Origin of the sequence: Thermococcus pacificus (genome assembly GCF_002214485.1) — an archaeon.
GTDB lineage: Archaea > Methanobacteriota_B > Thermococci > Thermococcales > Thermococcaceae > Thermococcus > Thermococcus pacificus.
In genome coordinates, this window is record NZ_CP015102.1 from 259431 (window position 1) to 279857 (window position 20427).

26 protein-coding genes, 2 tRNA genes and 1 pseudogene are annotated in these 20427 nt (G+C 53.4%); 15 read left to right on the forward strand and 14 right to left on the reverse strand.

What is annotated here, in order from left to right; translation table 11 throughout:
- Positions 1-27 precede the first annotated feature (27 nt).
- The 3 genes from A3L08_RS01530 to A3L08_RS01540 all read right to left on the reverse strand — a co-directional run bounded on the left by A3L08_RS01530 (position 28) and on the right by A3L08_RS01540 (position 2942).
- The gene (locus tag A3L08_RS01530) at positions 28-1686 is read right to left on the reverse strand and encodes a Na+/H+ antiporter NhaC family protein (RefSeq protein WP_088853363.1); all 1659 of its coding nucleotides are present in this window, start codon (positions 1684-1686) and stop codon (positions 28-30) included.
- A 309-nt stretch (positions 1687-1995) separates the two neighbouring features.
- The gene (udg, locus tag A3L08_RS01535; protein WP_088853364.1) at positions 1996-2583 is read right to left on the reverse strand and encodes a type-4 uracil-DNA glycosylase; all 588 of its coding nucleotides are present in this window, start codon (positions 2581-2583) and stop codon (positions 1996-1998) included.
- Positions 2584-2588: 5 nt separating this feature from the next.
- The gene (locus A3L08_RS01540; protein ID WP_088853365.1) at positions 2589-2942 is read right to left on the reverse strand and encodes a hypothetical protein; all 354 of its coding nucleotides are present in this window, start codon (positions 2940-2942) and stop codon (positions 2589-2591) included.
- A 165-nt stretch (positions 2943-3107) separates the two neighbouring features.
- Between A3L08_RS01540 and tes the strand changes: the two genes are divergently transcribed.
- Complete coding sequence (tes, locus tag A3L08_RS01545) at positions 3108-4877, forward strand: tetraether lipid synthase Tes (RefSeq protein ID WP_088853366.1); 1770 nt, start codon at positions 3108-3110, stop codon at positions 4875-4877.
- Between the two features lie 5 nt (positions 4878-4882).
- A complete protein-coding gene (locus A3L08_RS01550) occupies positions 4883-5194 on the forward strand; it encodes a DUF3213 domain-containing protein (RefSeq protein ID WP_088853367.1) in 312 nt (103 codons plus the stop codon).
- 7 nt (positions 5195-5201) lie between these two features.
- Here A3L08_RS01550 and A3L08_RS01555 read toward each other — a convergent pair whose 3' ends face one another.
- The gene (locus A3L08_RS01555; RefSeq protein ID WP_088853368.1) at positions 5202-6665 is read right to left on the reverse strand and encodes a DUF2139 domain-containing protein; all 1464 of its coding nucleotides are present in this window, start codon (positions 6663-6665) and stop codon (positions 5202-5204) included.
- 81 nt (positions 6666-6746) lie between these two features.
- On the opposite strand from A3L08_RS01555, the gene A3L08_RS01560 reads away from it, so the two are divergent.
- Both A3L08_RS01560 and A3L08_RS01565 read left to right on the forward strand, forming a co-directional pair.
- On the forward strand, positions 6747-7094 hold the full coding sequence (locus A3L08_RS01560; protein ID WP_088854858.1) for a CidA/LrgA family protein: 348 nt from the start codon (positions 6747-6749) through the stop codon (positions 7092-7094).
- On the forward strand, positions 7091-7765 hold the full coding sequence (locus A3L08_RS01565; RefSeq protein ID WP_088853369.1) for a CidB/LrgB family autolysis modulator: 675 nt from the start codon (positions 7091-7093) through the stop codon (positions 7763-7765). The genes A3L08_RS01560 and A3L08_RS01565 overlap by 4 nt, the downstream gene beginning before the upstream one ends.
- On the opposite strand, the gene A3L08_RS01570 is transcribed toward A3L08_RS01565, so the two are convergent.
- Positions 7727-8167 carry a Tfx family DNA-binding protein gene (locus A3L08_RS01570; RefSeq protein WP_088853370.1) on the reverse strand — a complete coding sequence of 147 codons (441 nt, stop codon included), beginning with the start codon at positions 8165-8167 and terminating at the stop codon, positions 7727-7729. The two genes, A3L08_RS01565 and A3L08_RS01570, sit on opposite strands and share 39 nt — an antisense overlap.
- Before the next feature lie 168 nt (positions 8168-8335).
- Positions 8336-8413: transfer RNA gene (locus tag A3L08_RS01575), tRNA-Tyr, on the reverse strand.
- A 77-nt stretch (positions 8414-8490) separates the two neighbouring features.
- Between A3L08_RS01575 and A3L08_RS01580 the strand changes: the two genes are divergently transcribed.
- The gene (locus A3L08_RS01580) at positions 8491-9072 is read left to right on the forward strand and encodes a hypothetical protein (protein WP_088853371.1); all 582 of its coding nucleotides are present in this window, start codon (positions 8491-8493) and stop codon (positions 9070-9072) included.
- Positions 9069-9647 carry an aldolase gene (locus tag A3L08_RS01585; RefSeq protein ID WP_088853372.1) on the forward strand — a complete coding sequence of 193 codons (579 nt, stop codon included), beginning with the start codon at positions 9069-9071 and terminating at the stop codon, positions 9645-9647. Before A3L08_RS01580 ends, A3L08_RS01585 begins: the two co-directional genes overlap by 4 nt.
- Positions 9648-9662: 15 nt before the next feature.
- Here A3L08_RS01585 and A3L08_RS01590 read toward each other — a convergent pair whose 3' ends face one another.
- The gene (locus A3L08_RS01590; RefSeq protein ID WP_088853373.1) at positions 9663-9914 is read right to left on the reverse strand and encodes a UPF0147 family protein; all 252 of its coding nucleotides are present in this window, start codon (positions 9912-9914) and stop codon (positions 9663-9665) included.
- Positions 9915-10030: 116 nt separating this feature from the next.
- Positions 10031-10558 (reverse strand): cob(I)yrinic acid a,c-diamide adenosyltransferase, encoded by a 528-nt coding sequence (cobO, locus tag A3L08_RS01595; RefSeq protein WP_088853374.1) that lies wholly within the window; start codon positions 10556-10558, stop codon positions 10031-10033.
- Positions 10559-10648: 90 nt separating this feature from the next.
- Here cobO and A3L08_RS01600 point away from each other — a divergent pair, with 90 nt between their 5' ends.
- The 3 genes from A3L08_RS01600 to A3L08_RS01610 are packed head-to-tail and all read left to right on the forward strand — an operon-like array spanning position 10649 to position 12104.
- Positions 10649-11605 carry a PDDEXK family nuclease gene (locus tag A3L08_RS01600; RefSeq protein ID WP_088853375.1) on the forward strand — a complete coding sequence of 319 codons (957 nt, stop codon included), beginning with the start codon at positions 10649-10651 and terminating at the stop codon, positions 11603-11605.
- Positions 11602-11859: a hypothetical protein gene (locus A3L08_RS01605; protein WP_088853376.1), complete on the forward strand. Its 258-nt coding sequence runs from the start codon at positions 11602-11604 to the stop codon at positions 11857-11859. The genes A3L08_RS01600 and A3L08_RS01605 overlap by 4 nt, the downstream gene beginning before the upstream one ends.
- Positions 11856-12104 carry a hypothetical protein gene (locus tag A3L08_RS01610; protein WP_157721569.1) on the forward strand — a complete coding sequence of 83 codons (249 nt, stop codon included), beginning with the start codon at positions 11856-11858 and terminating at the stop codon, positions 12102-12104. Before A3L08_RS01605 ends, A3L08_RS01610 begins: the two co-directional genes overlap by 4 nt.
- A gap of 442 nt (positions 12105-12546) precedes the next feature.
- Here A3L08_RS01610 and A3L08_RS01620 read toward each other — a convergent pair whose 3' ends face one another.
- Together A3L08_RS01620 and A3L08_RS01625 are read right to left on the reverse strand one after the other, a co-directional pair.
- Positions 12547-12918 (reverse strand): hypothetical protein, encoded by a 372-nt coding sequence (locus A3L08_RS01620; RefSeq protein WP_088853379.1) that lies wholly within the window; start codon positions 12916-12918, stop codon positions 12547-12549.
- A 75-nt stretch (positions 12919-12993) separates the two neighbouring features.
- On the reverse strand, positions 12994-13362 hold the full coding sequence (locus tag A3L08_RS01625; RefSeq protein WP_157721570.1) for a DUF302 domain-containing protein: 369 nt from the start codon (positions 13360-13362) through the stop codon (positions 12994-12996).
- A 154-nt stretch (positions 13363-13516) separates the two neighbouring features.
- On the opposite strand from A3L08_RS01625, the gene A3L08_RS01630 reads away from it, so the two are divergent.
- Positions 13517-13861, forward strand: a complete 345-nt coding sequence (locus A3L08_RS01630; RefSeq protein WP_088853381.1) for a hypothetical protein — start codon at positions 13517-13519, stop codon at positions 13859-13861.
- Positions 13862-14068: 207 nt separating this feature from the next.
- Positions 14069-14146: pseudogene (locus tag A3L08_RS10285) on the forward strand (type II toxin-antitoxin system CcdA family antitoxin); the annotation flags it as partial.
- Positions 14147-14177: 31 nt separating this feature from the next.
- Here A3L08_RS10285 and A3L08_RS01635 read toward each other — a convergent pair.
- A tRNA-His gene (locus A3L08_RS01635) sits at positions 14178-14254 on the reverse strand.
- A gap of 142 nt (positions 14255-14396) precedes the next feature.
- Between A3L08_RS01635 and taw3 the strand changes: the two genes are divergently transcribed.
- Positions 14397-15035: a tRNA(Phe) 7-((3-amino-3-carboxypropyl)-4-demethylwyosine(37)-N(4))-methyltransferase Taw3 gene (taw3, locus tag A3L08_RS01640; RefSeq protein ID WP_088853382.1), complete on the forward strand. Its 639-nt coding sequence runs from the start codon at positions 14397-14399 to the stop codon at positions 15033-15035.
- Here the strand turns inward: taw3 and A3L08_RS01645 are convergent.
- From A3L08_RS01645 to A3L08_RS01655, 3 genes are all read right to left on the reverse strand, one after another.
- The gene (locus tag A3L08_RS01645) at positions 15032-15781 is read right to left on the reverse strand and encodes a lipoate--protein ligase family protein (protein WP_088854859.1); all 750 of its coding nucleotides are present in this window, start codon (positions 15779-15781) and stop codon (positions 15032-15034) included. The two genes, taw3 and A3L08_RS01645, sit on opposite strands and share 4 nt — an antisense overlap.
- A gap of 499 nt (positions 15782-16280) precedes the next feature.
- Entirely contained in the window at positions 16281-16757 is a 477-nt protein-coding gene (locus A3L08_RS01650; RefSeq protein WP_088853383.1) for a signal peptidase I, read from the reverse strand.
- Complete coding sequence (locus A3L08_RS01655) at positions 16730-17281, reverse strand: DUF531 family protein (protein WP_088853384.1); 552 nt, start codon at positions 17279-17281, stop codon at positions 16730-16732. The genes A3L08_RS01650 and A3L08_RS01655 overlap by 28 nt, the downstream gene beginning before the upstream one ends.
- Positions 17282-17344: 63 nt before the next feature.
- Here A3L08_RS01655 and A3L08_RS01660 point away from each other — a divergent pair, with 63 nt between their 5' ends.
- From A3L08_RS01660 to A3L08_RS01670, 3 genes are read left to right on the forward strand one after another with little or no spacing between them, the layout of a single operon-like run.
- Positions 17345-18424 (forward strand): hypothetical protein, encoded by a 1080-nt coding sequence (locus tag A3L08_RS01660; RefSeq protein WP_232461741.1) that lies wholly within the window; start codon positions 17345-17347, stop codon positions 18422-18424.
- A gap of 10 nt (positions 18425-18434) precedes the next feature.
- Positions 18435-19370, forward strand: coding sequence for a dipeptidase (locus A3L08_RS01665; RefSeq protein ID WP_088853386.1), 936 nt, complete (start codon positions 18435-18437; stop codon positions 19368-19370).
- A 38-nt stretch (positions 19371-19408) separates the two neighbouring features.
- On the forward strand, positions 19409-20266 hold the full coding sequence (locus A3L08_RS01670; RefSeq protein ID WP_088853387.1) for a class I SAM-dependent methyltransferase: 858 nt from the start codon (positions 19409-19411) through the stop codon (positions 20264-20266).
- Positions 20267-20427: the final 161 nt, after the last annotated feature.

Consider the following 20427-nt stretch of genomic DNA (forward strand, 5'->3'; position numbering starts at 1 on the left):
AGAATTGAGAGAAAAGAAAAGAGACAATCATTCCTCGACAACGTATATCGGCACTTTTCCGTGCAGGATGCCGTACTTCTTGCCGTACCACTCGCTGAGGACGTACCAGGCGGCCACTAGGAGTACTATTCCCAGGGGCAGGAGAATGACCCAGCTCCTGACTCCAAGGCCAAAGAGCACGTAGAGCACTGCACCTATTGATGCAGCCGTCAGAGCGTACGGAATCTGAGTCGTCACGTGGTCTATGTGGTCGGAACCGCTGAACATCGAGCTCATAATCGTTGTATCGCTTATCGGAGAGCAGTGGTCGCCGAAAATTGAGCCTGTAAATGTGGCGCCGATGGTGGCAAAGACTACCTCGTTGACGTGTCCATTGGTGAAGGCAAGGCCCAGCTGGACGCCGAGGGGTACCATTATGGCGAAGGTTCCCCAGCTGGTTCCGGTTGTGAAGGCCACGAACATTGCCGCGAGGAACATTATCAGTGGCATCCACGGGCCGAGGTTGGCACCGGAGCCCGTGGCAAGGTTGATTATGTAGGTACCGGTTCCGACTGTTTCGGCCGCTGTTCCAAGGCTCCAGGCCAGAACCAGGACGGTGTTAGCGAAGAGCATCTGCTTCATTCCCCGGATAACCGTGTCCTCCCACTCCTCCACGGTCATCTTTTTCTTTCCGAGGAGAATTATGCTGGCGACTAGAACCATGGTAAAGCTTCCCCACAGCAAAGCAGTTGCCGCGTCGGCCTCGCGGAATGAGTCTACAAAGCTGTAGTTGAGGAAGTTCACGCCAAACGGGTTCTCTAAATCTGTCCACCAGTCGAGGTTCTGGCTGTAGGCGTAGAGGTTTGCCGCACCGGTGTACCAGAGTCCCAGCAGGGACACAACGACTAAAGATAGAATCGGTATGACGAAGTCCCAGAGGCTTCCACCCTCTTTTGGCATGCCGAGGTCAACCTCGGTTGTCATCAGCGGTTTTGCCCCGTCGCGGAGGACTTTTCCGGTAGTCCTGGCACGGTACTCGGCCTTGAGCATCGGACCGTAGTGCCTGTGGGTGTAGGCGACGATGAAAACGAGGATTATGGCCAGTATTGAGTAGAACCTGAAGGGAACGCTTGAGAGCCACGCGTCGTAGGAGTTGTAGGTCACTTCAGCACCGTCAAAGCCCCTCCCTATCATAGCCAGCTCGTAGCCGATCCAGGTCGAGATAAGGGCCAGCCCCGCAACGGGTGCCGCAGTTGAATCATCTATGTAAGCCAGCATCTCCCTCGAAACCCTGGTCCTGTCTGTTATCGGCCTCATCGTGTTTCCGACTATGATGGTGTTGGTGTAGTCGTCGAAGAACACCAGAACTCCCATGAGCCAGCCGAGAACCGAGGCACCTCTGCTGGTCTTCACCCGCCTGGAGAGCGCCCTGGCCAGGGCATGAACTCCTCCGGACTTGTAGACCAATCCAACTCCTGCACCTATGAGGAAATCGAATACCAGTATCCTGGCGTTCCAGTCATCCGTCACGCTGCCCACTACCCACTCCAGGCTCTGGGTGGTTCCCGTTATCGGGTTCCATCCCGCCACCATTAAGCCACCAATCCAAACTCCTGCGAACAGGGCCAAGATAACCCTTTTCGTCCAAATCGCTAGGATAATTGCCACCAGCGGCGGCAGCAGGGACAGTATACCAAAGTCCGACACGGTTTCACCTCCAAAGGGGTTTCGCCCCAATAACAATCGACGGAATATAAATTTTTCTGGAATACTTTTGGCGTTTTGTCAATTCTCCGAAAATATTGCTGCTCTGCCTTGTATTTTGCTGACTCTAATTCTGCCTCGTGGTGTATAGTTATGTTCTGCTGCATTAATGGATACTCTCAAGTACATTACTGCTCGCCACCACCATAAAAACATTTCCCAGAAAAGCTTCAGACAAATCCGATTTGGGCTTAAAAAACGTCAGAGGCTCTTCCACACACCTAGAAGAGTAATTGAAACGTGAAAGAGAGTTCATGGGGAAGAACCTATAAGTTCCTTGAGCTTCATGAAGTCCTTCCTGAGCTCCTCCCGTATCTGTGGGCGGTAAAGAGCTGCCGCCGGGTGGTAGCTAGGCATTACGATTATTTTTCCGAAGAGTGTGTGGGCCTCGAAGGTCTTTCCGTGGATTTTGCTTATCGGCTCTGGCTCGAATCCGAACTTTCTCAGGATATAGCCCATCGAGTGCCTGCCGAGCGGAACGATGACCTTCGGTCGGATTATGTCGATCTGTCTGTCGAGGTAGGGAGAGCACGTCCTTATCTCTTCCTCGGTCGGGTCTCGGTTCTCTGGTGGCCTGCACTTGACTATGTTTGTGATGTATACCTCTTCTCTCCTCAGGCCTATCATTTCTAAAAGCTCATCGAGAACTTTACCAGCTCTGCCGACGAAGGGAAGTCCTTTCTGATCCTCCCAGTAGCCCGGTGCTTCTCCGACGAACATGACCTTTGCATCGTAGCTTCCGGCTCCCGGGACTGCGTTAGTTCGGAGCTGACCCAGCGGGCACTTCTGGCAGTTTCTGATTTTTTCTTCGAGCTTTCTCATGAGTTCCTCGTTTCCCATGGTCATCACGTGAGGGTCTTCTGGCTGAGGTAGGCCCTTAGGAACTCGACCCAGGCGGTGTAGTAGCCTTTCTCGTAGTCATCGCGGAACTCGTGCTCGAGGATTACATCCTGAAAGTGCCTGAGCAGCTCCTCTGCCTTCTCCCTATTGTGCTCGGTTATCAGCTGAACTATGAGGGCATCGGGGTCGTTGTCCTTTATGGCGCTCATGAAGCCGTTTATGGCCTTGCTGTATCCCCTGCCCCACTCGTCACTTCCCGCCATCTTCTGGAGCTTCTCCAGGTGTCCCTTGGCCCTGCTGAAGTCCCTCTTGAGCAGAGCCTTCAGGAACATCTCCATCCGCATCTCCCTCGCAGACATCTCACCACCGCCCATAAGATACCCCTCGTGCTTTTAACACTTCGCCTGCTACCCAGATATGTCCATACCTATGAAGGAAAACTTGCATATTTACGCAAAAGCTTTTATACCTAGAGATTGGATAAACGTCCAAGATGAATAGAGGTCAAACTGGGGTGAACCCCTATGGCGGAAAGTGTTGGTGAAGTGCCAAGCGGCGAAAAGGAATTTGCCGAATCCACGCGCAGGATCAGAGATATAATAGAGTTCCCGGAGATAAACGAGGAAGAGTTTGAGAACATGCTGAAGGGTGCGAGCAGGGCCTACGGCGGCCCGCTGCCCCATAGGACGTATTCAATCTGTCCCGAGACGAGGAGAGTTGTTCCTGCCCTTGTCTGGGAGAAGGATGGCAAGGTATGGATAACCAAGAAGTGCCCCGAGGGAATGATTACCGACCTCTATTATGAGGATGTTGAGATGTACTACCGCTTCCAGAAGTGGAAGTACGACTTCAAGCTCATGAGCGCCAACGTTGAGAACAGTGGTGTCAACTGCCCGCTCGACTGCGGCCTCTGCGCCAGGCACCGCTCTCACACCAACTTGCTCAACATCGTCCTCACCAACCGCTGCAACCTGAGCTGCTGGTACTGCTTCTTCTACGCCAAGGAAGGCCAGCCGATATACGAGCCAACGCTTGAGCAGATACGTATGATGCTCAGAAATGCCAAGAAGGAGCACCCAATAGGTGCCAACGCCGTGCAGTTTACGGGCGGCGAGCCTACCATCAGAGATGACCTCATCGAGATAATTAAAATCGCCAAGGAGGAAGGCTACGACCACGTCCAGCTAAACACCGACGGAATAAAGCTCGCCTTTGACCCAGAACTCGTCAAGAAGATCCGCGAGGCCGGAACCAACACCCTCTACCTGAGCTACGACGGAATGACGCCCCAGACCAACTGGAAGAACCACTGGGAAATCCCGCTCATCTTTGAGAACGTGAGAAAGGCCGGCGGACCTGGAATAGTTCTCGTCCCGACGACCATAAGGAACGTCAACGACCACGAGCTTGGAGCCATAATCAACTTCGGCCTCAACCACCTCGACATCGTCAGGGGAGTTAACTTCCAGCCGATTTCCCAGGTCGGGAGGGTTCCCAAGAAGGAGCGCCAGCGCTTTAGGATAACCATACCGGGCGCCATCAAGAGGATTGAAGAGCAGACCAACGGTGCAATAGCTAAGGAAGACTGGTACCCGATTCCGATAGCAGGCCATATAGCCAGGTTCTTTGAGGCCTTCACCGGCTCGCGCTACTACATGACCAGCCACTACTGCTGTGGCGCGGCAACCTACGTCTTCCTCGACCGCGAGAACAAGCGCGTCGTTCCAATCCCGAGGTTCATAGACGTTGAGGGCTTTGTTGAATTCCTCGAGAGCAAAGCCGAGGAAATTGAGCAGTGGAAGAAGCTGGGGAGGCTCCAGAAACTCAAACTCGGTGCAGAGATATTCATGAAGTTCAAGAGCTTCTACGACGAGGAGTACGCCCCGAAGGGCATCAGCGTCCTCGAACTCATAAAGAACGCCTTCATGCACGGCAACTACGACGCCCTCGGAAAGTTCCACACCAACGCGCTCTTCCTTGGAATGATGCACTTCATGGACGAGTACAACTACGACGTTGAGAGGGTGGAGCGCTGCGTCATCCACTACGCAATGCCGGACGGAAGGGTCGTCCCGTTCTGTACCTTCAACGTGATTCCGGAGCTCTACAGGGACAAGGTGCAGGCCCAGTTCAGCTACACCTGGGAGGAGTGGAAGGCCCTCCATCCCGACTGGGACTACAAGAAGGACAAGTACTTCAGGAGCAAGGAGTTCGTTGAGAAGATGAGGAACAGCGAGCTCTACAGGAAGACCTACATTGACATCGAGGACTACTTCGGCCTGAACGAGGGGTGATGCAGATGACGACGGAGAGGGTCTTCAACAAAAAGCTCACGAGGCTCAACTTCAAGTTCGGGAACATCGACTGGGAGAAGGCCACAATAAAGCAGTACGAGCTTGAGAAAGAACTCGGCGTCTGGAGGATATTCCTCAACGGCTACGCCAAGAACGGCTTTGTAATTTTCGATGAGGAACTCATACCTAAGGAGAAGCTCCTCGAGGCCCTGAAGGAGCTCGAGCCGGAGATAACTGCGATAAAGAGGCTCACCGTTGAGGAACTCATCGAGTCCAGCTATTCATGGAACAACATCCTTGGAAAAATGGAATCATAAAGGGAGCTCAGCGGAGCTCCACCCTTACCTTTCCCCTCTTTTCAGGTTTTTCAAGCTCGAAGCTCACTATCCCGCTGAAGGAACTAAGGTCGAGGATGTTTTTGCCCGCCTTGAGTTCGAAGGTCTCAGCCGTCGCTTCTCCCGCCGGAAGCGAGAGGTCGTACTCGTAAACGGTCAGCCTGTTGTCCCCGCTGAGGTGGAAGACGGCTCTCGACTCACGGTAGCCGTCGAGGGGAAAGCCACCGAAGGTTCCGGCGCCAAGCTCTTTTGCCATGCCCGGCAGTGCCAGCGGCAGCGAGAAGCTCACCGCGGGGGGCCTTTCTTGGAGCACCTTCTCGTCGAGGAGGACGATGTCCCTGTTGCCGGTATCGAAGGGCGTCGCCTCCCTAGCGCCAGTGTTTGGTGCGCTGTTCGTGGCAACAAGAAGCTTCCCGTTCATCTTCTCGATGCTGGTAACCCTCGCTCCAAAGGCTCCGACTATCTTAACCATCGGCGGAGCGACGTAAACCAAAACGCTCGGGCCAGTTATCGTGTTCGTGCTTGCCCATCCCCTCGGGTCGCTCGGGTCCGGTCTATAGACCGCGTCGTGGTGGGCGTTGAATGCTGTTAAAATTCCCCCGCCGGCGTTGATCGCGTTCACTCTGAAGGGCGCGTAGAAGGTGTAGAAGTCGAAGAGGCGGTAAAAACTGAGCTCCTCGCCCATAAACGGGTTTCCGGCGAATATTCCACCGCGGACGAAAGCGAAAGCGCGGTTGTAGGATGAGGCCATAGCCCCGAGCTCTGGCCGTATGTAGGGCCTTCCATCGACGCTTTCACCCGGCTTGAAGGTTTCCCACCTTCCGCTTATTAAATCCAGCGCTCTAAACTCTCTCAGCCCTTCCGTGAAGTTGTTCCCGATTCCGAAGAAGGCGGTATCGTGCACCCTGGTTCCCTTTGGAGACGGCTCGTGGATTAGGGCCTCGGCCCTCCCGGTTCTCCTGTCGAGGGAATAAACGCCGAGGTTCGCGTGGCCGTCCTCCCTCGCGAGCAAAAGTCTATCGCCGTAGGGGTCATAGATTATATCGCTCACCTCGCCGGCCCAGTCGGTCTCGTGGTGTATGGAGTCCTTCCAGAGGAGCTTTACCGAGCCTTCTTCAGTGTCGTAGACGTGAACGTGGGAGTACTTGTTGTTGAAGAGTATCCGCCGGTCTTCCCTGTAAACGGCCGGAGCGTGAACCCAGCCGCCGAAGTAGATGAACCCGTCAACCGTCTCGACCGCGTTGTAGGTGTCGCCGCCGCTCGTTGGGGCTTCGCCGAGGAGCGTGAAGTCGTAGGTCTTCTCTTCACAGCTCCTAACGTCGATGAAGTGGGCCTCCGCCTCGAAGGCAAGGGTAAAGTAGAGCGTCCCGTTGTGGTACCTCAGCCCGAATATTCCTCCACTGCCCCATTCGGGGCCGTATCTGCCGGGAAAGCGGTAGTTTGGCAGGAGCATAATATCACCACTGGTGTTACGTGCTTGAGGTTTATTGCCCTTTCGGGAGGCTTTTTATACTTCAAGGTCATAATTGGAATCATGAAGCCCTACCGCGGACTGGCGATAATCTTCGGCTTCTACGCGCTGGGCGAGTTCACAAGCTCGGCCTTAGACCTTCCCATTCCGGGGAGCGTGCTGGGAATGCTATACCTCCTCGCGGCCCTCCTCGGCGGCGCGGTGAAGCTCGACTGGGTGGAGAACGAGGCCGAGCTGTTCGTGAGGAATATGAGCATCATGTTCGTGCCGCCGGGTGTGGGGATAATCACATACATCGGCCTGCTGAAGAGCCAGGCCGTCCCGGTCTTCGGCGCGCTGATAATCAGCTTCCTGATAACACTCCTCGTCACAGCGAAAACCGTTGAACTCCTAAGGGGTGAGAGGAAATGAACCCCTACGGGATAGCGCTCACCTTGGTGGTCTTCTACGCTTTCTCCGAACTGCACAGGAGAAAGAGGGCCTTCTACACGAACCCGGTTCTTCTCTCGATAACCGCGATAGCGGCCCTTCTGTGGGCGGGTGGATACTCATACGAGTCCTACATGGAGAGCGCGGTCATACTCAAGTTCTTACTGGGGCCTGCCGTTGTCAGCCTCGCGGTTCCAGTCTACAAGGGCAGGGAGACGATAAAAGCCTACGCGCGCGAGATAACCGCCGGGATAGTCATCGGCGGAACGGTTGCGATTCTGAGCGCCTTCTACACCGCGAAGCTCTTCGGCGGAGCGGAGGAAGTCCTCCTCAGCATGACCCCGAAGAGCGTGACTACTGCGATAGCGATAGGAGTGAGCGAGAAAATAGGTGGAATTCCTGCCCTGACCGCAGTTCTGGTCGTCCTGACCGGGATACTGGGCAACGCGGTCGGAGTTGAACTTCTAAATGTGGCGGGGATTAAGGATAGAATAGCAAGGGGGCTCGCGATGGGCGTTACCTCGCACGGCCTCGGCACAGCCAGAATAATCCTCGATGATGAATTGGCGGGAGCGGTGAGTGGTTTAGCCATGGCCCTGAACGGGGTCTTTACCTCACTCCTTCTTCCCTACCTCATCGAAGTCCTCAAGTAGGCACTCGCTTATCCTGAGCCTGTCCTTGGCGTCGAGGAAGAGCGTGAAGTCCCTTCTGGCGAGCCTGTCCTCAATGGGCGCGTGCTCCACAAGGAAGGCTATGACCTCTGCTGTGTTGTAGGGAACCTTAACACCGAGTTCATCGGCCTTTTTAAACAGCTTTTCCGGTACGGTGAAGATGTCCTCACCGGCTTTAACTTCGAGGCTTATCTTCGAGTTAATCTGCTCCCAGAGGAGGAGCGTGTTTCTGGCTTTCTCTATCTTCTCAAGTGCCCGCCTCTCGAGGATGCTCACGTTTGCTCTGCTCGTACCCAGCATCTCTGCTATCTCACTCTGCTTCAGCCCTCTCGCTCGAAGACGGAGGATTTTAATCTGCTGTTCCGTGAGGAAGCTCTTTCCCATTTTAAACACCTGAATTTAACATGTTGAGAAAGGTTAAAAGTTTTTCTCGGAGGTCTCCCAAGCAAAGCTCGGACTACAGGAAAGAGCACCCAGGATAAACAGAGTCCACAGAGGGATATCGAGAGAACCGTCCAGAGAAGCGCTCGGAGAAGGAGTTTAAAATTCTGGTGGTCCCGCGGCCCGGATTTGAACCGGGGACCTGCGGATCTACAGTCCGCCGCCGCTCCCAGGCTAGGCTACCGCGGGACCCTACTGGGCAACCCGTTCCATAGTGCCCCGGGTAGGTTTATAAATTTTTCTCCTGATTGAGTGGCGGTGAGAGCATGAAGGTGTATGAGCCCGTCAACCTCGCTATGCCTCTTGCAAAGGAGCTCGACGAAATCATAATGGAGCGCGGAGGTGTTCCGGACGGCGAGACCGTGAGGAGAATTTTGAAGGAGTTTGGCCTGGAGGAGGCCTGTCTCGGCAGGGGCGTTACAGTTTTCAGGAACGGGGATGTTATTGCGCTCCTTCTTCCGCGGGGGGACGTGCTGATGGTGGATATAATCCCCGCGAGCGGTGAGCTGAGTGATGCCCTTGAGGTCATCGCGTACAGGGACAAACAACTGAATGCCTTCATAGTCGAGATACTGCCCGCCAACGACATCGAATACGAGGGTAACATTGGGTTGGAGCCGGCGATAATCGATGCAGAAACCCTTGAGCTCGAGAGCAGCCCGGTTCTCGGCCACTTCGAGGAGGATGAAGAGGGCCTTTTCCTCGTCATCGACCGCGAGACCTACGAGCGCTGGAAAGAAAGTGAGAGCACCGACACCTGCCCGGTCTGCGGCGGCGAGCTGGCATGGAAAGGTGAGGGGGCCTACTGTCGGGACTGCGGCTACAGGGTTAAGGTGGTGAGAGAATGAGCAGGGTCATCAAAGCCCAGCTCGTGAGGTACTCCCGTCTGGCTCACGAACGCGGCCTAACCGCGGCCTTTGGAGGAAACCTGAGCATTCGGCAGGGCAACCTCGTCTTCATCAAGGCGACGGGGGCTGTAATGGACGACATGAGGGCGGAACAGGTTGCGGTCATAGACATGAGCGGAAGGCAGCTCTCAGGTGTTAGACCTTCCTCGGAGTACAGGCTCCACCTTGCAGTCTACAGGAAAAGACCGGACGTGAGGTCGATAGCCCATCTTCACCCGCCTTATGCAACGATCGCGGCGACCCTGCTCGAGAAAGCGGGGGAACTACCGATAATAACCCCCGAGGCCGAAATCTATCTCGGCAGGATACCCGTCGCACCCTTCAGACCCGCAGGGACTGAGGAGCTTGCCCGGGTGGTTGCCGAGGTCATAGCAGGTTCTGACGCCGCGCTGATGGCGAAGCACGGCATCGTAACCGCTGGCAGGAGTCTGAGGGAGGCGTTTTACAAGGCGGAGCTGGTTGAGGAGAGCGCAAAGCTGTGGTATTTGAGCAGAAAAGGGTCGAGCGGGAAATGAGCGAAAAAATAAAGCTCACTTAACCTGCTCGAGGGCACCGAGGACCTCCCATATTATCGTCCTCGTGTGCATTGGCATGTTCGGGTCCTCGCTTATCTCCTCGAGTATAGCTATGGCGTCGGCGGCTCTAACCGCCGGCTCCTTGCTCTCATCGAGGAGAACCTCGATGGCCTGCTCCGCTGCGCGCCTTATGTTCCTGGGAACGACTGTGTCCTGAACGACCTGTTCCTTGAGAACCTGCACAATCTGTCCGATGAGCTCGCTCATTCCATCACCCCCTTTTCTAAAGAATTGTTACTAAAATATTCCCGGATTATCTTAAGCTTTTCTAACTAAAAAGCTTTTCGGTTAACGTCGAAACTGGGGGAAAAGAAAGTGCAGACTTAGAACTCCACCCCCCGTCTCGCCAGGATTCCCCTCTGGTATGGGTGCTTTATTTCTTTCATCTCCGTTACGTAGTCTGCCAGCTCAAAGAGCTCCTCCGGGCAGTAGCGGCCGGTGAGGACTAGCTCGGTGTGAGGGGCTTTGCTCTCGATGAGCCCCTTCACTTCCTCGACGTTTAGCATCTTGAAGCCGAGGGCAACGCAGATTTCGTCGAGGATCACCAAATCCCACTCACCGCTCGAAACAACCTCCCTGGCGCGCTCCAATGCTCTCTTGGCGGCCTCTATATCGTCCGGTTCGGGCTTTCCGTGCACGAACTTGGGCAAACCGAAGGACTCTATAACCGCTCCGCACTCCCTTATCTTCTTCTGCTCGCCGTAGACGTCCGGGGCCTTCATGAACTGGATGATTATTACTCTCCCACCAGAACCCAGCATCCTCACCGCTAACCCCAAAGCGGCGGTCGTCTTTCCCTTCCCGTTGCCGGTGTAGATGTGCACAAGGCCGAGTTTCTCCTTCCACGACATGAGTTTCACCGGATGGATATAATCTCCAGGGTTTTTAGGGGTTTGGGCAAACGGTTAAATCATGACAAGACTTAGCTTAGGTGAGGAGCAGTGTCAGATTACTTCCTACTATCGCTCTCAAACCGGGAGAACCTCGAGCTGTGTGTAAAGTACAACCTCGCAGGTTTTACGAACAGTATAAACGGGCTCTGGACGTTTTTTGACATAGAAGTTGGGGATTACATCTCATTTTTATATGGGGCCAGAGTGAGAAATCTGTATCGAGTTGTCAAGAAGGTTGCTTACAAGAATGCTGAGAAACTTCCCCCGTGGTCACCAATAACATTTAGATCAAAACGAACGTACTACTTCCCATTCAGACTGTTCCTGAAGCTAGAGCGAGAGTTTAACGAACCAATGGTTAGACAGGAATTCTCATACGTCGCAGAGAACCTGCTTTTGAGAGGAGGTTACAGGAAAACTCATTTCCAAGCAGATACAATCACGCTTTACAATGTTTCGGAGATGGGTACCCCATTTACTGGGGAGTCTGAGCACCTAGAGCTAAACGCAGAGACGTTCGAGCCAAAAATTGTGTTTAAACGGGAAAACCAAGTAATCCCCGAGAAGTCCTATTTCAAGGAGCTTATCCTTCAGTCATTGGTGAGAAAGAAGATCAAAGAAACCGTCCTTGGAGACGCTTTGGAGTTTTTTGGAGTGGACAATTCTCCCAGCGAATTTGAAGTACTCGGCGAAAAAGCTCTTCCAGAGGGTTACGTGGACATATTCATTAAGCCAAGGCACCCCTCCCCGAAAAACAAATACTTACTTGCAGAGGTCAAAACAGGAAAAGCCCAGAAAAAAGACGTTGAGCAGCTGAGAAAATACGTAAAAGAATTTGGGGACGAAGCTGTGGGGGGAATATTGATAGCCAAAGACTTTTCAAAATCTGCTTTCGAGGATGACAAGATACTTCCCGTCAGATATCACTTTGAAGGTTTAGACACCTCCTTAGAGTACAGCTATGAAGAACTGTTGAAGATGCTAAAACTGGAGGTGGCAATATGAGGAAAAGACTGTTCATGTTTGTAACCCCAGATGGATTCACTTACTCCTCTCCTCATGTGCTATCTCCCGATGTTGATAACTTCCAAGTTTTAGGATTTGGTGAGGGAAAAGACAAGAAAGAAGCTTTCAGAGACTTTCTGCGGAACAATAGGTGGGTGCTAGACACAAACTTTAATGAAGTTATCAGCGTAGAAGTAAAGCGCAGAATCCACGAAGGACAGTTCTTTTATCTCAAAGATTATCGTATCCCATGAGGTTTGACATGACCGTGATTACACGCCAGGATGTTCAAGCCCTCTTAAGTACAATATGCAGGATTCAGTTCGCGAAAAGGGAAGAAGTCTCCAAAAGAATCGCCAACAAAATAACCCTGGGGCTCCTCATAATGGCCACAAGTGGTCTGAGAGTGTACGAGCTCACCAAGCTACCTCTCTCGTACATTGACAAAGGCTCATTAGAGTGCCCCCCGAGGTTTCGAAAACAGGCCAGCCAAGAATGACCTTCATAACAAAGGAAGTTCAAGGCTTGCTCAGGCAGTACGTCAAAAGATACGCCCCTGAACCCGATAAACCCCTTGTTTCTTACTTCACTCTCGAAAAACCACTCATTCGGAGAGTGGAGTTAATTAATCAGCCAATCAGGCCCAAACACATGAGGAAGTTCTTCTCGCAGGAGTGGGCGAGGGAATCTTTGGCCCATTTCAATTTTTGCTCCCATACCTTGCTCATAAATCGTTAAAGGCAAAACTCCAACACTGGAAAATCGTGAACCCCCATCACCAGTGACGGGCAGTCACTTTTGGAACATCCACGTAAGGGTTATCTCGGCCAGGAATGCCTCTTCAGAGGTGAACTTAATGAAAACGAAAAAAGAAAAAAAGTCACGGGAAGCGTTTATCTTCTCCTTTTGCCCCGCCTTCTTTTGTCCCGTTTTCTGGGGAGCTACCTCCCAACCCTTGCCCGCTGTTTCTTTGTCCGGAAATGAACATCGCCGAAGATCCTGTTATATTCCTCAACCAACATCCCCGCGAGCTCTTTCACACTCTTTCCCCTGAACTTGGGAACGTTCTCTTTCGAATGAGCTTCAATAACGTGCTGTTGGGCACTCTCAAAATCATCAAACGCATCCAGACAAGCCTTACAGTAAAAATTCGAGCTTGAGGGAACCTCAAACACGAGGGTGTTAATCGCGACCTCCTCGTCAAAACCCAACTCCACGAGCTTTTCCGTCGTGGAACCCATTTCCTTCTTGACGGCCTTGAGCAGGATTTCATAATCCTCGCTTGCCAATCCGGTTTCAATGTGAAGGAACATGCTCTCACCTCCAGAAGTTTTGGTTTTGGGTCAAAAAATACGCCCTCAGAAGGAAAGGGAGGAAGAAGGGAGGAGTCAGTTGAAGCCGACGCCCTTGAGGGCTTCAAGGACCTTGTTAAAGGGCTCGGCCATGACTTCTTCATCCCAGAACTCCTCAGGAACGGCCATCTTCGCGTGAACTTTACCATCTTCCTCGTACAGGAGGAGGTGACAGGGGGCGACCATGCCGATGCCCTTGTTCCTCTGCCAGAGGTCGTAGAAGACCTTCGCATTGCAGAGGCCAAGCGTCTTGTACTTTGGCATGTCAATGCCGAGCTTGTTCTTCACGACAGCCGTGAAGTCCTGCTCCCAGACGATTCCAAAACCCGTCTGTGGAAGGACTTCCTTAACTTTTGCTTCGGCCTCCTCGAAGGTGCCCTCAAACACAAGCTTTGCCTCAATCACCTTCTGAACCCCCCAGATTTGACTCTTCTGCCCGTTCGTATCCATAACGGCCGAACGGGCAAGGGAAATAACACAATCCAAAATTTATAAATCTTTCGCGTAAAGTAATTGCTTGACACTAGTAAATTATTTTTTATTTAACACAATTTAACACATGGCTGGCCAGGAAGCCGGCGTATTGGGTTCGAAAATAAAACAAAAAGTACATGAAATTTTATTCATCCCGAAAGACGATGAGGCTTCTCTCTCCGTAATCCTTGAGGTATATTCCCGCCGCGTGCAACATGGTGTCAATGAACCACTCGCTTGGTTCAACGTCAAAGTATGCCCTGACGGGCTTCTCGTTGAAGACACCCCTCTGAGGAAAACGTTGGCTGGAGTGAGCCTTATCATCATGATGTCGGCGATGGCTCCGCTCTTGTTCTTCCGGTCAATCATTTTCGTGGAGATTGAGATGGAGCCTCTCACCCAGTATGCGGTTTTGCCTTCCTCATCGTAAACTTTGAGGATTTTGGTTTCTTTGAGGCCGATGCTGACTTTTAGGTCGGGGGAGAAGTATCTGTCGGCGAGGGTGTCGAGATTGAGTTCCTCATGAGTGGCTTCATCAATCCTGATGTTGGGGTAAGCTTGAAGGAGGAGCCGGGCGATAATGTTTGAAGGGGTTAGAGAGTGCTCTCAAGCTTTGGGTATTCGTTGATTAGTTACTGTGACAATTCGGGCGGATTTGGTGGAGTTTGCGAAGAATAACGGCATTAACATGTCAAAGTTGCTTGAAGAAGCTTTGAAGGCGTTTTATTCTAGAAAAGCGGTTCTTCTGGGGCCGGGGCCGGGATTTGAACCCGGGCTAGGGGATCCACAGTCCCCTGTGCTGACCAGGCTACACCACCCCGGCCATGTTCAGCTAAACCTTTTGGGTTAGCTTTATAAAGTTTTCGACCCAACGGGCTGAAAGAGAGAGGATACGCCTTTTACTTACCCCAACCCGCCCCTGAAGGCGCTTTCGGGACAACTGAAAGTGATCAGGAGGTTTCGAGATGAAAGCCAAGCGCGAGGCTCTCACGAGTCTCTTCACGGCGATGAGAGAAGGAAAGGTAGACGAGGACATAATAGAACTGCTCCTGCTCATCAACTCAATCAAGGGTGTATACACGACATCCTCCTGCTCTGGCAGGATTGGGATCATCGAGGAGCCGGCCCTTGGGGCCAAGCCGCTCTCCAGGTGGCTGATAAAGGTCCACCGGCCCATCGAATTTGAAGAAGCTCTGGACGCCCTCAGGAACGCGAGGGAGGGCCTCATATTCCTCAAGAGCCAGCCGCCGATTTTTCACATCGTAGCCGAGGACATGGAAAATGCCAAAAAGCTCCACGAGATTGGATTGGCCAGCGGCTTCAAGTATACGACCTTCAAAGTTATCTCTAACCGCTACCTCGTGGAAATAAACGCCACCGAGTACTTGACGACACCCCTCGGGAAGGACGGGAAGGTCTTAGTGGACGAGGCTTACCTCCGCTTTGCCATCGAGGTCGGCAACTCCATGCTGAAACGCTCGAAAGGCAGGCTTACCAGGCTTGAGGAAAACTTCAGAAAGCTGAGGGAAGAGCTTGGCGAGGACGAGCTGTTCTACGAACTTGTTAGGGATTTTGAAATAGAAAAGAACTGGAGAATTCCTTAGCGCATCTCGTTCCACTCCGGGTTCCCGTATTTTTCTTCTACAAGCTTCTCCGCCAGCTCAAGCTCGTAGTCAGTGAGCTCTCCTTCCTCCAACGGAAAAGCATTGAAGAAGCTTTGCTTGAGCAACTCGTAGGCCTCCCAGCGGTTGAGCTTTATCCCCTCGCGCTCCAGCGTTGTAACGCGCTCCCATATCGAGGAAACACCCTTGTCCGCCAGCTTGGCCTTGGAAACGCGCAGGACTTTTCCGAGGATATCGACTCTCGTGGAGTACATGAAGGTTCCGTGCTGTAAAATTACGCCCTTCCTCCTCGTCTGCGCCGAGCCGCTAATCTTCTTTCCGTTCGCTACGATGTCGTTCAGACCGGAAAAGCCCGCGTCGAGCCCCAGCTCATTCAGTGCATCAACCAGAGGGCCGGCCAGATAGCGATAGCTGCTCTCGACGTTCTTCAGGGCAGGGTGGAGATCCTCGCCCGCTATAACCGAGTAGGTTATCTCGCCGAACTCGTCGTGGAAGACCGAGCCGCCGCCTGTGATGCGCCTGACAACGGGGATTCCGAGCCTCTTAGCTTCGTCAAGGTTGACGTCGTGGACGACGCTCTGGAAGCGGCCTATCGTTACGGAGCTTGGACTGAAGGCGTAGAGCCTCACCGTGTCGGGAACCTTCCCCTCGATCCTGGCACGCATTATAGCCTCGTCGATGGCCATCTGAACCTCCGGCCTGGCTACAATGAGAGGGATGAAGCGCATCATTTGAACCACCAGGATTAAAAAGTTCTGCGAGTTTTTAAGCCCAGCGATGATGACGCCCAAGCCCTCCTGAGGGGTGATGAGAGCGGTCACCACTGAGCGGACTTTGCTGGATAAGTTCTGGGGGCGTTAGCCCCCCAGCAACCTTTGCTCCGCAAAAGTGGATAGAGGTATCCTTTCCAGATGAGGTTGAATTTAGACAGGTTTTCCTCAAAAACTCTCCCTTGAGTGGAGAACACTTACGAAATGCTTTTTATGGCAGGTTTTAATTCTCTTTTGACGCCCAGAGGGCGTCTTTTTAATATTAAACCCTAACCCCCAAGAGCCAGTAGGGTATGTTCTAACTTGATAATCTTTGCTGGAAGGGTAGTGAAAACACTCTAGTGAATTGATAATCTGAAACAGTCAAAGACTTTCCGCCAGCGCTTTGCGAAGCAAAGGGCTGATGGTCAGGGGCCGATTAGCTCCTCATCGGGGACCTCGGCCACCTACCCTCACATCATCCCAGCCCGAGCCACTCCCTTATCTCCAGCGGGATGAGCCCTATCTTCGGGAAGACGAGCAAAGCCTTGTCCTCGACGGCGTAGGCCGGAACGCATGGAACCATGCCGTATGGGGTGGGATAATCAGGGTCGGGGGCCCAGTTGTTGTCGCCCCAGGTGAGGAAGCACTTCTCGGTCTTGTTCCCGAGCTTGACCAGGCTTATTTCCCTTACCCTATGGATGATGGGATATTCGTAGCCGGGGCGCTTGTAGACGATGACGTCGTTAACGTGGACGTCGTCTATGTTGTCCTCGTTTATCCCCTTCAGCAGCACCACATCGCCGCGGTAGAAAACGGGCTCCATCGAGCCGCTTACGACTATGACGAGGGGAGAATCGGTGTGGAGGGCCACCTTGAGGCCGAACTGGAAAATGAACACCACTATGACCGCTATGAGAGCCCACGTCAGGTCTTTCTTCCACCCTTCATCCATTTCAGTGCCTCCATGAGGGTGCTTATTCTCGCCGGGATCGCACCGATGGCGGTGCAGGTCTCAAGGCTCACCCTTTTTCCGGTTATGTCCATATGATGGCAGGCGGTCTTAAAGATTTCCTTCGGGAGGCCGTGCCGCCCGAGGCCTATCAGGAGGAGAAAGCTCTCTCCCCCAAGGGCCCTCTCCGCGAGCTCCACCGGAGTGATCTCCTTCTCCCCGCTCGGCTTTCTGGTGGTCGCCACAATGGTACCAAATTGGGGAGGAAAGCCCTTCCTTGGGAACTCCAGCAGGTGGAAGCGGTTATTCTGAGCCAGCTCCACCAGGTACTTCCCGCCCTCGCCTATGGTAGTGTGGGAGCTTATCTCCTCCGCTACTTCCATGGGCTTTCCCTCAAGGGGAAAACCCACGAGGGCCAGATGGAAGCCGTAGGCGTAGGCTATTGGGGCCGCCCTCGCTATCGCCCTCAGGTGGGCCTCGTGGAGCCGTTTGGGGTCATATGTGTTGTACAAACCTATCGCCAGCATGGTTCTTCGCTGGAAGTGACCAACAAAGGTTTATAAGGATTTAGAACAGACCTAATAGTTAGTATGGCGACGCGAGAAGAGATCGAGATGCTCATCCAGAGGGGTTATTACGATGAGGCTCTCGCCGGAATAGAGGACCTCGAAGACCCCATAGAGAAAGTGGAGCTTCTCAACGACCTCGCCGTGGCGATCCACCGGAAGGGCGGGCCGGAGGAGTGGATACCCGACATAATGGAGGACGCCATATACATCGCCAAGAAGCTGAAAGACCCCGCCCATAAAGCAACCGTCTACGCCATAATAGCGGCCACCCTGGGAATTCTCGGCTATGAGGACGATGCAATGGACTTCTTCGGCAGGGCCTTAGACGAGACCGACGACATAGGCTCGCCCATAGAAAAGGGAATAGTCCTTTCCACAATAGCGTACCATCTCACCCTCTGTGGCCACCCTGAGAGCGCTCTAGATGTGTTCAACGTGGCCTTCGATACCATAATAGGGGCGGAGGTAAACTACACCCACAAGGTTGAGGGCATAGTCCGTATAGGGGAACTCATGGAGATGGCTGGAGACGCGCTCCCGGCTGAAAAGGCACTCGACTTCTACAGAGTAGCCTTTGATATATTCGACAAGCTCCACGTCAACCAACGCGCTGCCGTCGTGGAGAAGAAGATAGAGCTGGCAAAGACGGTCTACGACGTCGGACTGCCCGAGATAAGGCAATCCCTCCTCGAGGGGAGGTACCACTACGCCATAGCACTCATAGAGAAGAAGTACAGCGGAACAGCCCGGCTGATAGGGGAGTTAGAAGTGGCGCTGTGGATGAGGCGCATCAACAACATCGAGTACCTCGACGTGGTGGACAAGGCCTTCGAGAGGTGCCAGAATCCAGTATTCACAGAGGCCAACGTCCAGAAGATAGCGAGACTCCTCACAGAGCTCGGAAGCCTTGGAAGGGCTCTCAAGTTCGCGAGGGAGATAAAGGACCCGCGCAAGAGGAGCGAGGCCCTCAAGGCGATAGCTTTGGAGCTGGCCAAGAGTCAGGAGTTCAACGAGGCGAGGGAAGTTATCAAGGACATCCCCGACCCACAGGTAAAGGCCGAGGCCCTCACAGAGGTTGCCACGATGGAAGAAAAGCTGTGAGGGAGTTTTTATGATATTCGACGCACACTCCGATTTGCCGACCTTCGTTTACGACGAGAGGAAAAGGGGAAAGACCACCGTCCTCGAGCGAAACTTCGAGCGCTTCTTCAGCGGCTGGGTCTCGTCGAGGGTCATGGCGATATGGACGAGGCCCGAGCGGAGGGGCGACGCGACGATCTACGGCCTGGAGGTTCTCAATACCCTCCTTAAGGATGTGGAGGAAAGCGAGCGCTTCGAGCTGGTGAAGAGCGTCGGTGAGATGAGGGAGGCCATAGAAGAGGGACGGGTAGCGCTGTGGCTCTCCCTTGAGGGAGGTGAACCGATAGAAGAGAGCCTCGACCTGCTGGAGGTTTTCTACAGGCTTGGATTGAGGGTTCTCACGCTCACGTGGAGCCTCAGAAACGCCATTGCTGACGGCATCTTCGAGAGAACCAACGGCGGACTAACCAACTTCGGCGTTGAGGTCGTCGGGAAGGCCGAGGAGCTGGGGATAGTCATCGACCTGAGCCACATAAACGAGGCCGGCTTCTGGGACACCCTCGACGTGACTGCGTTTCCGGTCATAGCGTCGCACTCCAACGCCAAGAAGCTCTGCGACAACCCGAGGAACCTAACCGACGATCAGATACTGGCAATAGCAGAGCGCAGTGGGGTTATCGGCGCGGTCGCGATACCGAGCTTCGTCGACAGGGAGATGCCGACGCTTGAGAAATACGTCGAGCACATCGCGTACATGGTGGACTTAGCGGGGTATAAACACGTCGGCCTTGGCTTCGACTTCGTCTACTACCTCCCTGGCTGGAGCGGAAGGAGCGTCGAGGGCTTCGAGGACGAGTCGAGGATTCCAGCGCTACTCGAGAGGCTGAGGGAGAACTTCAGCGAGAAAGAGGTCGAGGCGATAACCTTCAGGAACTTCGAGAGGATTTTCGAGAGGGTGGTGGGTTAGGTTTTTATTGCCTCCGTCCAACGGGGTTCGGTGAGGGCATGGACGAACTCTACTTTCTCACTTCCAAGGATGCGAGAAGGCTCCTTTTTTCCGGGGATAAGGTGAGGCTCAACCTCGACCTCCGAAAGACGAACAGGACGTCTGAGATAACCAGAGATGGGGATGAGTTCGTCTTTCCAGATGGAACGAGGGTCGAGAAGAGTGTAATCGAGAGAATTGCAAAGGACAATGATACGGTCTACTTCGTCAAAAACGGTGGAGTTTACAAGGCGGCGATAGCTGGCGAGAGTGGATTTTACAAGCTCGTCCCAACGATTCCTCCGACCATAGAGATAAACGGCATCCGCATGCACCGCACGAAGGAGGTAAACCCCCTTCAGGACACGAGGAACAAGGTAAACGCGGTGAAGCCAAGGGAGGGTGAGACAGTCTTGGATACATGCATGGGACTCGGCTACACCGCCATAGAAGCCTCCAAACGGGGTGCCTACGTGATAACCGTTGAGAAGGACCCGAACGTCCTAGAGCTGGCGAGAATAAACCCCTGGAGCAGGGAGCTTTTCACCGGCGGGAAAGTTCAGGTTATACAAGGCGATTCCTTCGAGGTCGTCAAAAGGTTCAAGCCTGAGAGCTTTGACGTCGTAATCCACGACCCGCCGCGCTTCTCGTTAGCAGGCCAACTTTACAGTGAGGAGTTCTACCGCGAGCTTTTCAGGGTTTTAAAGCCCGGGGGGAGGCTCTTCCACTACGTCGGCAACCCTGGAAAGAAGTACAGGAAGAAAGACCTCCAGAAAGGCGTTATGGAAAGGTTAAGGAAGGCCGGCTTCGTTGGTGTTAAGCGCGTTGAGGAAGCCCTTGGAGTTGTCGCCAGAAAACCGGAAAGGGAAGGGGGTTAAATCCCCCGACTTCCTCCAGCTCTTCGAAAGCCTCCAGATTCGTGTAGTAGTCCATGAGCTGACCGATTTCCCTTCTGAGCTTGAAGCTCCTGGCTATTGCTATTCCAAAGCCGAGTATCGACGGCCATATCAGGTAGAGGAGCAGCTTCGCGTCGCCGACC

What these genes read in the sequence shown, in the direction of transcription:
- udg (WP_088853364.1), bottom strand. Translation starts at nt 2,583, where the DNA reads ATGGGAAACGAGGAACTCATGAGAAAGCTCGAAGAAAAAATCAGAAAC.
- A3L08_RS01540 (WP_088853365.1), bottom strand. Translation starts at nt 2,942, where the DNA reads ATGTCTGCGAGGGAGATGCGGATGGAGATGTTCCTGAAGGCTCTGCTC.
- tes (WP_088853366.1), top strand. Translation starts at nt 3,108, where the DNA reads ATGGCGGAAAGTGTTGGTGAAGTGCCAAGCGGCGAAAAGGAATTTGCC.
- A3L08_RS01550 (WP_088853367.1), top strand. Translation starts at nt 4,883, where the DNA reads ATGACGACGGAGAGGGTCTTCAACAAAAAGCTCACGAGGCTCAACTTC.
- A3L08_RS01555 (WP_088853368.1), bottom strand. Translation starts at nt 6,665, where the DNA reads ATGCTCCTGCCAAACTACCGCTTTCCCGGCAGATACGGCCCCGAATGG.
- A3L08_RS01560 (WP_088854858.1), top strand. Translation starts at nt 6,747, where the DNA reads ATGAAGCCCTACCGCGGACTGGCGATAATCTTCGGCTTCTACGCGCTG.
- A3L08_RS01565 (WP_088853369.1), top strand. Translation starts at nt 7,091, where the DNA reads ATGAACCCCTACGGGATAGCGCTCACCTTGGTGGTCTTCTACGCTTTC.
- A3L08_RS01570 (WP_088853370.1), bottom strand. Translation starts at nt 8,167, where the DNA reads ATGGGAAAGAGCTTCCTCACGGAACAGCAGATTAAAATCCTCCGTCTT.
- A3L08_RS01580 (WP_088853371.1), top strand. Translation starts at nt 8,491, where the DNA reads ATGAAGGTGTATGAGCCCGTCAACCTCGCTATGCCTCTTGCAAAGGAG.
- A3L08_RS01585 (WP_088853372.1), top strand. Translation starts at nt 9,069, where the DNA reads ATGAGCAGGGTCATCAAAGCCCAGCTCGTGAGGTACTCCCGTCTGGCT.
- A3L08_RS01590 (WP_088853373.1), bottom strand. Translation starts at nt 9,914, where the DNA reads ATGAGCGAGCTCATCGGACAGATTGTGCAGGTTCTCAAGGAACAGGTC.
- cobO (WP_088853374.1), bottom strand. Translation starts at nt 10,558, where the DNA reads ATGTCGTGGAAGGAGAAACTCGGCCTTGTGCACATCTACACCGGCAAC.
- A3L08_RS01605 (WP_088853376.1), top strand. Translation starts at nt 11,602, where the DNA reads ATGAGGAAAAGACTGTTCATGTTTGTAACCCCAGATGGATTCACTTAC.
- A3L08_RS01610 (WP_157721569.1), top strand. Translation starts at nt 11,856, where the DNA reads ATGAGGTTTGACATGACCGTGATTACACGCCAGGATGTTCAAGCCCTC.
- A3L08_RS01620 (WP_088853379.1), bottom strand. Translation starts at nt 12,918, where the DNA reads ATGTTCCTTCACATTGAAACCGGATTGGCAAGCGAGGATTATGAAATC.
- A3L08_RS01630 (WP_088853381.1), top strand. Translation starts at nt 13,517, where the DNA reads ATGGCTGGCCAGGAAGCCGGCGTATTGGGTTCGAAAATAAAACAAAAA.
- taw3 (WP_088853382.1), top strand. Translation starts at nt 14,397, where the DNA reads ATGAAAGCCAAGCGCGAGGCTCTCACGAGTCTCTTCACGGCGATGAGA.
- A3L08_RS01645 (WP_088854859.1), bottom strand. Translation starts at nt 15,781, where the DNA reads ATGCGCTTCATCCCTCTCATTGTAGCCAGGCCGGAGGTTCAGATGGCC.
- A3L08_RS01650 (WP_088853383.1), bottom strand. Translation starts at nt 16,757, where the DNA reads ATGGATGAAGGGTGGAAGAAAGACCTGACGTGGGCTCTCATAGCGGTC.
- A3L08_RS01655 (WP_088853384.1), bottom strand. Translation starts at nt 17,281, where the DNA reads ATGCTGGCGATAGGTTTGTACAACACATATGACCCCAAACGGCTCCAC.
- A3L08_RS01660 (WP_232461741.1), top strand. Translation starts at nt 17,345, where the DNA reads ATGGCGACGCGAGAAGAGATCGAGATGCTCATCCAGAGGGGTTATTAC.
- A3L08_RS01665 (WP_088853386.1), top strand. Translation starts at nt 18,435, where the DNA reads ATGATATTCGACGCACACTCCGATTTGCCGACCTTCGTTTACGACGAG.
- A3L08_RS01670 (WP_088853387.1), top strand. Translation starts at nt 19,409, where the DNA reads ATGGACGAACTCTACTTTCTCACTTCCAAGGATGCGAGAAGGCTCCTT.